At 72.4% G+C, this 6395-nt stretch carries 7 protein-coding genes; all 7 read left to right on the top strand.

Annotated elements, in window-relative coordinates; all coding sequences use genetic code 11:
* Nucleotides 1-142: 142 nt before the first annotated feature.
* The 7 genes from aroC (at nt 143) to nusB (ending at nt 6193) form a co-directional block, all read left to right on the top strand.
* Nucleotides 143-1327 (top strand): chorismate synthase, encoded by a 1185-nt coding sequence (aroC, locus tag ACIRVK_RS09225; RefSeq protein WP_404244812.1) that lies wholly within the window; start codon nt 143-145, stop codon nt 1325-1327.
* On the top strand, nt 1324-1839 hold the full coding sequence (locus ACIRVK_RS09230) for a shikimate kinase (protein WP_404244813.1): 516 nt from the start codon (nt 1324-1326) through the stop codon (nt 1837-1839). The genes aroC and ACIRVK_RS09230 overlap by 4 nt, the downstream gene beginning before the upstream one ends.
* On the top strand, nt 1836-2927 hold the full coding sequence (gene aroB, locus ACIRVK_RS09235; protein WP_404244814.1) for a 3-dehydroquinate synthase: 1092 nt from the start codon (nt 1836-1838) through the stop codon (nt 2925-2927). Before ACIRVK_RS09230 ends, aroB begins: the two co-directional genes overlap by 4 nt.
* 162 nt (nt 2928-3089) lie before the next feature.
* A complete protein-coding gene (locus ACIRVK_RS09240; RefSeq protein WP_404244815.1) occupies nt 3090-3938 on the top strand; it encodes a Pro-rich N-terminal domain-containing protein in 849 nt (282 codons plus the stop codon).
* A gap of 98 nt (nt 3939-4036) precedes the next feature.
* Complete coding sequence (locus ACIRVK_RS09245) at nt 4037-5140, top strand: aminopeptidase P family protein (protein ID WP_404244816.1); 1104 nt, start codon at nt 4037-4039, stop codon at nt 5138-5140.
* A 49-nt stretch (nt 5141-5189) separates the two neighbouring features.
* Nucleotides 5190-5756, top strand: a complete 567-nt coding sequence (gene efp / locus ACIRVK_RS09250) for an elongation factor P (RefSeq protein ID WP_037742222.1) — start codon at nt 5190-5192, stop codon at nt 5754-5756.
* Between the two features lie 2 nt (nt 5757-5758).
* On the top strand, nt 5759-6193 hold the full coding sequence (nusB, locus tag ACIRVK_RS09255) for a transcription antitermination factor NusB (protein ID WP_404244817.1): 435 nt from the start codon (nt 5759-5761) through the stop codon (nt 6191-6193).
* Nucleotides 6194-6395 lie beyond the last annotated feature (202 nt).

Raw genomic sequence — 6395 nt, forward strand, 5'->3', positions numbered from 1 at the left:
CCGGACTCGGATCGGGGCCGTCCCGCGGACGTGGGAGGATCGGAGGTGGCGGGCCAGAACCGCGCACCTGGTCACGCCGTCGCCGTACGCGAGGACGCGCGTACGCAGCGCAGTACCGGAGCGCGAGCACTGAGGAGCACCGTTGAGCAGGTTGCGCTGGCTGACCGCGGGGGAGTCCCACGGTCCCGCACTCGTGGCGACGCTGGAGGGCCTCCCGGCCGGCGTGCCGATCACCACGGAGATGGTGGCGGACCACCTGGCCCGGCGTCGGCTCGGCTATGGACGCGGTGCGCGCATGAAGTTCGAGCGCGACGAGGTCACCTTCCTCGGCGGCGTCCGGCACGGTCTCACCCTCGGCTCCCCGGTCGCGATCATGGTGGGCAACACCGAGTGGCCCAAGTGGGATCAGGTCATGGCGGCCGACCCGGTCGACCCGGAGATCCTCGCCGGTCTGGCCCGCAACGCCCCGCTGACCCGTCCGCGGCCCGGCCACGCCGACCTGGCGGGCATGCAGAAGTACGGCTTCGACGAGGCCCGGCCGATCCTGGAGCGGGCCTCCGCGCGAGAGACCGCGGCCCGCGTCGCGCTGGGCGCGGTGGCCCGGTCGTACCTGAAGGAGACGGCCGGTATCGAGATCGTCTCGCACGTGGTGGAGCTGGCCTCGGCGAAGGCTCCGCAGGGGGTGTACCCGACGCCGGCCGACGTGGAGAGGCTGGACGCGGACCCGGTGCGCTGCCTGGACGCGGACGCGTCGAAGGCGATGGTCGCGGAGATCGACCAGGCCCACAAGGACGGCGACACCCTCGGTGGCGTGGTCGAGATCCTGGCCTACGGGGTGCCGGTCGGCCTGGGTTCGCATGTGCACTGGGACCGCAAGCTGGACGCCCGTCTCGCCGGTGCCCTGATGGGCATCCAGGCGATCAAGGGCGTCGAGATCGGCGACGGCTTCGAGCTCGCCCGCGTGCCGGGCTCGAAGGCGCACGACGAGATCGTGAACACGGGCGAGGGCATCCGGCGCACGTCGGGCCGCTCCGGCGGCACGGAGGGCGGGCTGTCCACGGGTGAGCTGCTGCGGGTACGGGCGGCGATGAAGCCGATCGCGACCGTGCCGCGGGCCCTGCAGACCGTGGACGTGACCACCGGCGAGGCCGCCCAGGCCCACCACCAGCGCTCGGACGTCTCCGCGGTCCCCGCCGCCGGCATCGTGGCCGAGGCGATGGTGGCGCTCGTGCTGGCGGACGCGGTGGCGGAGAAGTTCGGCGGCGACAGCGTGACCGAGACCCGCCGCAACGTGCGTTCCTACCTCGAGAACCTGGCCATCCGATGAGCGGTCCGCAGCTGGTGCTGGTCGGCCCGATGGGCGTGGGCAAGTCCACCGTCGGCCGGCTGCTGGCCGAGCGGCTGGGCGTGGGCTACCGGGACACCGACGACGACATCGTGGCCGAGCAGGGCCGCACCATCGCGGAGATCTTCGTCGACGAGGGAGAGCAGGTCTTCCGGGCGATCGAGAAGGCCGCCGTGCACCGGGCGCTCGCCGGGCACGAGGGGGTCCTCGCGCTCGGGGGCGGCTCGATCCTGGACGCGGACACGCGCGCGCTGCTCGCCGGGCAGCGGGTCGTCTACCTCTCGATGGACGTCGAGGAGGCCGTCAAGCGCACCGGGCTGAACCAGGCGCGCCCGCTGCTCGCGGTCAACCCGCGCAAGCAGTGGCGCGAGCTGATGGAGGCCCGGCGTCACCTGTACGAGGAGGTCGCGACGGCGGTTGTCGCGACGGATGGCCGTACCCCCGAAGAGGTCACGCAAGTCGCCCTGGACACACTGGAGTTGAACGAAGTATGAGCGAGGCAGTCACCCGGATCCAGGTCGGCGGGACGGCGGGCACCGACCCGTACGAGGTTCTGGTGGGCCGTCAGCTCCTGGGCGAGCTGGCCGGTCTGGTGGGCGAGAGGGCCAAGCGGGTGGCGGTGATCCACCCCGAGGCGCTCGCCGAGACCGGTGACGCGCTGCGGGCCGACCTGGCCGAACAGGGCTACGAGGCCGTCGCCATCCAGGTGCCCAACGCCGAGGAGGCCAAGACCGCCGAGGTCGCCGCCTACTGCTGGAAGGCGCTGGGCCAGTCCGGGTTCACCCGAACGGACGTCATCGTGGGCGTGGGCGGCGGCTCGACCACCGACCTCGCCGGGTTCGTGGCCGCGAGCTGGCTGCGCGGGGTGCGCTGGATCGCCGTTCCGACCACGGTCCTGGCGATGGTGGACGCGGCGGTCGGGGGCAAGACCGGCATCAACACCGCCGAGGGCAAGAACCTCGTCGGCGCCTTCCACCCGCCGGCCGGCGTCCTGTGCGACCTCGCCGCCCTCGACTCCCTCCCGGTCAACGACTACGTCTCCGGGCTCGCCGAGATCATCAAGGCGGGCTTCATCGCCGACCCGGTGATCCTGGAGCTGATCGAGTCCGACCCGCAGGCCGCCCGCACCCCGGCCGGCCCGCACACGGCCGAACTGATCGAACGGTCCATCCGGGTCAAGGCCGAGGTGGTCTCCTCCGACCTGAAGGAATCGGGTCTGCGCGAGATCCTCAACTACGGCCACACGCTGGGCCACGCCATCGAGAAGAACGAGCGCTACACGTGGCGGCACGGCGCCGCGGTCGCGGTCGGCATGCACTTCGCCGCCGAACTCGGCCGCCTGGCGGGCCGGTTGGACGACGCGACGGCGGACCGCCACCGCACCGTCCTTCAATCCGTGGGCCTTCCCCTGCACTACCGCTACGACCAGTGGCCCAAGCTGCTGGAGACGATGAGGGTCGACAAGAAGTCCCGCGGCGACCTGCTGCGCTTCATCGTCCTGGACGGCCTGGCCAAGCCCACCGTCCTGGAGGGCCCCGATCCCGCGGTGCTGCTCGCCGCGTACGGCGAAGTGGGCGAGTAGTCCGCCAGGGCGCCATCCGTCCGATTTGCCTTACGGAAACGGGCACTTGGGGCCGTCCCCGGCCGTTCACCAAACGACGGCCGGGGACGGTACCGTTCGGTAGGAAGCGGGGTCCCGCCCCGCTGTCAGCGCCCATAGCCTGATGAGACGGAGTGGCACCGGATGCAGCACGCAGTGGGTTCTCCGCTGCCGCCGCCCCACCAGCCGGGGCAGGGACCGGCCGTCGGCTGGCCGCCGGCCGCACACCACCCGGGTCACCCGGGCCCACCCCGGGGTCCGGCCCCCGTGCCGCCGCCACCCCCCGCCCCGGGCTTCCCCGCGGCACCCGCGCCCCCGGCCCCGCACCACGCGCCGCCGCCCCCGGACGCCACGGGCCACGTCCCGCTGCCTCCCGGCGGCCCGGTCGCCGTGCCCAGCGCCCCGCCCGCGACCTCGACGGCCCCCGATGCCACCAGCACCACGCTCGCCGTCCTGCTGATCGGCCCCGCGGGCGCCGGCAAGACGAGCGTCGCCAAGTACTGGGCCGACCACCGCCGCGTCCCGACCGCCCACATCAGCCTGGACGACGTCCGCGAATGGGTCCGCTCGGGCTTCGCCGACCCCCAGTCCGGCTGGAACGAGCACTCCGAGGCCCAGTACCGCCTGGCCCGCCGCACCTGCGGCTTCGCCGCCCGCAACTTCCTCGCCAACGGCATCTCCTGCATCCTCGACGACGCCGTCTTCCCCGACCGTCCGGTGGTCGGCCTCGGCGGCTGGAAGCGCCATGTGGGCCCCGGCCTCCTCCCCGTGGTCCTCCTCCCCGGCCTGGAGATCGTGCTGGAACGCAACGCCGAACGCTCCGGCAACCGCCGCCTCACCGACGAGGAGGTGGCCCGCATCCACGGCCGCATGGCGGGCTGGTACGGCTCGGGCCTCCCGATCATCGACAACAGCCAGCTGGACATCCCCCGGACGGCAAGGCTCCTCGACGACGTCCTGGCCCGCGCGATCGCGAGCCCACCGAACTGGTAGGCCCGGTCGGGGGTCGAGCGTGGTCCTTCGGGTATCCCGTCCCCCGAACGGCACCCTCCCAACCGGCACAAATCACCCACCCCTCCTACGCTCATCTCATGTCAGAGATGTACGCGATCCGCCGAACCCGGCTCAGGGAGCAGTTCAACGCCGCCGGCAACGCGGCAGCGCTCGTCTCCCGCCCCGCCAACGTCCGCTACCTCGCCGGCCCCGCCCCGCAGGGCGCCGTCCTCCTCCTCGGCAAGACCGAGGACGTCCTGGTCAGCGCCGATCCCCCGGAGGACCGCCCGGCCGACGGCCGTCCCGACGACGCCCTCCGTCTGTACACCCTCCCCGGCCCCGGAGACCCCGCGGTCGCCGCCGCCGACCTCGCCGCGGCCCAGAACTCCGACTCCCTGGCCGTGGAGGAACACCACCTGACCGTCGCCCGGCACCGGGCACTGCGCTCGGTCGCCCCGGCGCTGCGCGTCGGGGACCTGGGCGGCGCCGTCGACCAGCTCAGGATCGTCAAGGACGAGGAGGAGATCTCCTGCCTGCGCATCGGCGCGGAGATCGCCGACCAGGCCCTGGGTGAACTCCTGGAGTCGATCCTGGTCGGCCGCACCGAACGCCACCTCGCGCTGGAGCTGGAGCGCCGCCTGATCGACCACGGCGCCGACGCCCCCGCCTTCCCGACCTCGGTCGCCACCGGCCCGAACGCCGGCCGCCGCGGGCACCGCCCCACCGACCGCCGCGTGGAGGAGGGCGACTTCCTCTCCGTCTGCCTGGGCGCGACCTACCGCGGCTACCGCTGCGAGATCGGCCGGACCTTCGTCATCGGCACGTCTCCCGCGAACTGGCAGATCGACCTCTACGACCTCGTCTTCGCCGCTCAGCGGGCCGGCCGCGAGGCTCTCGCCCCCGGCGCCGCCTGTCGCGACGTGGACCGCGCGGCACGCCAGGTGCTGGACTCCTCGGGGCACACCCAGGGCCTGTCGCCCCTCACCGGTCACGGCGTCGGGCTCGAAATCGACGAGGACCCGCAGTTGGCCCCCGCGGCCATGGGTAAACTGGACGCTTGCGTGCCGGTCACCGTCGAACCGGGGGTCCACCTCCCGGGCAGGGGCGGCGTCCGGATCGATGACACGCTCGTCGTCCGCCCCGAGGCGGACGGCGGACCCGAGCTACTCACCATCACGACCAAGGAGCTGCTCGCGCTGTAGGAGTGCGTGCCCCGGGGTCGTCCACGTCAGTCCAGGAGATTCCGCAACCGTGGCTTCCACGAACGACCTCAAGAACGGCCTGGTGCTCAAGCTCGAAGGCGGCCAGCTCTGGTCCGTCGTCGAGTTCCAGCACGTCAAGCCCGGCAAGGGCCCTGCATTCGTGCGCACCAAGCTCAAGAACGTGCTCTCCGGCAAGGTGGTCGACAAGACCTTCAACGCCGGCGTCAAGGTCGAGACGGCCACTGTCGACAAGCGCGACATGCAGTTCTCGTACATGGACGGCGAGTACTTCGTCTTCATGGACATGGAGACGTACGACCAGCTGATGGTCGACCGCAAGGCCGTCGGCGACGCCGCCAACTTCCTCATCGAGGGCTTCACCGCCACCGTCGCCCAGCACGAGGGCGAGGTGCTCTTCGTCGAGCTGCCGGCCGCCGTCGAACTCGTCGTCCAGGAGACCGAGCCGGGCGTCCAGGGCGACCGCTCCACCGGTGGCACCAAGCCCGCCACCCTGGAGACCGGCCACCAGATCCAGGTCCCGCTCTTCATCACCACCGGTGAGAAGATCAAGGTCGACACCCGTACGAGCGACTACCTCGGCCGGGTGAACAGCTAACCGTGGCTGCCCGCAACACGGCCCGCAAGCGCGCCTTCCAGATCCTCTTCGAGGGCGACCAGCGCGGCGCCGACGTCCTGACGGTCCTCGCGGACTGGATCCGGCTCTCCCGGGACGACACCCGGCAGCCGCCGGTGAGCGAGTACACGATGCAGCTGGTCGAGGGCTACGCCAAGCGGGCGAAGCGCATCGACGAGCTGATCGCGCAGTACTCGGTCGGCTGGACGCTGGACCGGATGCCGGTCGTGGACCGCAACATCCTGCGCCTCGGCGCCTACGAGCTGATCTGGGTCGACGAGACCCCGGACGCCGTCGTCCTCGACGAGATGGTGCAGCTGGCGAAGGAGTTCTCCACGGACGAGTCGCCCGCGTTCGTCAACGGACTGCTGGGCCGGCTCAAGGAACTCAAGCCCTCGCTGCGCCGCGAAGAGGCCTGAGAGGTACGGCAACGCCAGGGGGCCCGCAGCGGTGACGCTGCGGGCCCCCTGGCGTTCCGGTGCCCCAGCGTGGTCCCATGGCCGCAGAAAGCCGCCGGGGGGGGGGGGGGGGCCGCGAAAAAGGCCCCCCCCCCGCGCCGGGGGAGAGGGGGGCCGGGGCCGGGCCGCGCCCCGGCGGGGGGGGGGCGCCCCGCCCCCCCGC

The organism is Streptomyces sp. NPDC101152 (assembly GCF_044768275.1).
Lineage (GTDB): Bacteria > Actinomycetota > Actinomycetes > Streptomycetales > Streptomycetaceae > Streptomyces.

Excerpts from the sequence above, each read along its gene's own strand:
- ACIRVK_RS09230 (WP_404244813.1), top strand. The coding sequence starts at position 1,324 with ATGAGCGGTCCGCAGCTGGTGCTGGTCGGCCCGATGGGCGTGGGCAAG.
- aroB (WP_404244814.1), top strand. The coding sequence starts at position 1,836 with ATGAGCGAGGCAGTCACCCGGATCCAGGTCGGCGGGACGGCGGGCACC.
- ACIRVK_RS09240 (WP_404244815.1), top strand. The coding sequence starts at position 3,090 with ATGCAGCACGCAGTGGGTTCTCCGCTGCCGCCGCCCCACCAGCCGGGG.
- ACIRVK_RS09245 (WP_404244816.1), top strand. The coding sequence starts at position 4,037 with ATGTCAGAGATGTACGCGATCCGCCGAACCCGGCTCAGGGAGCAGTTC.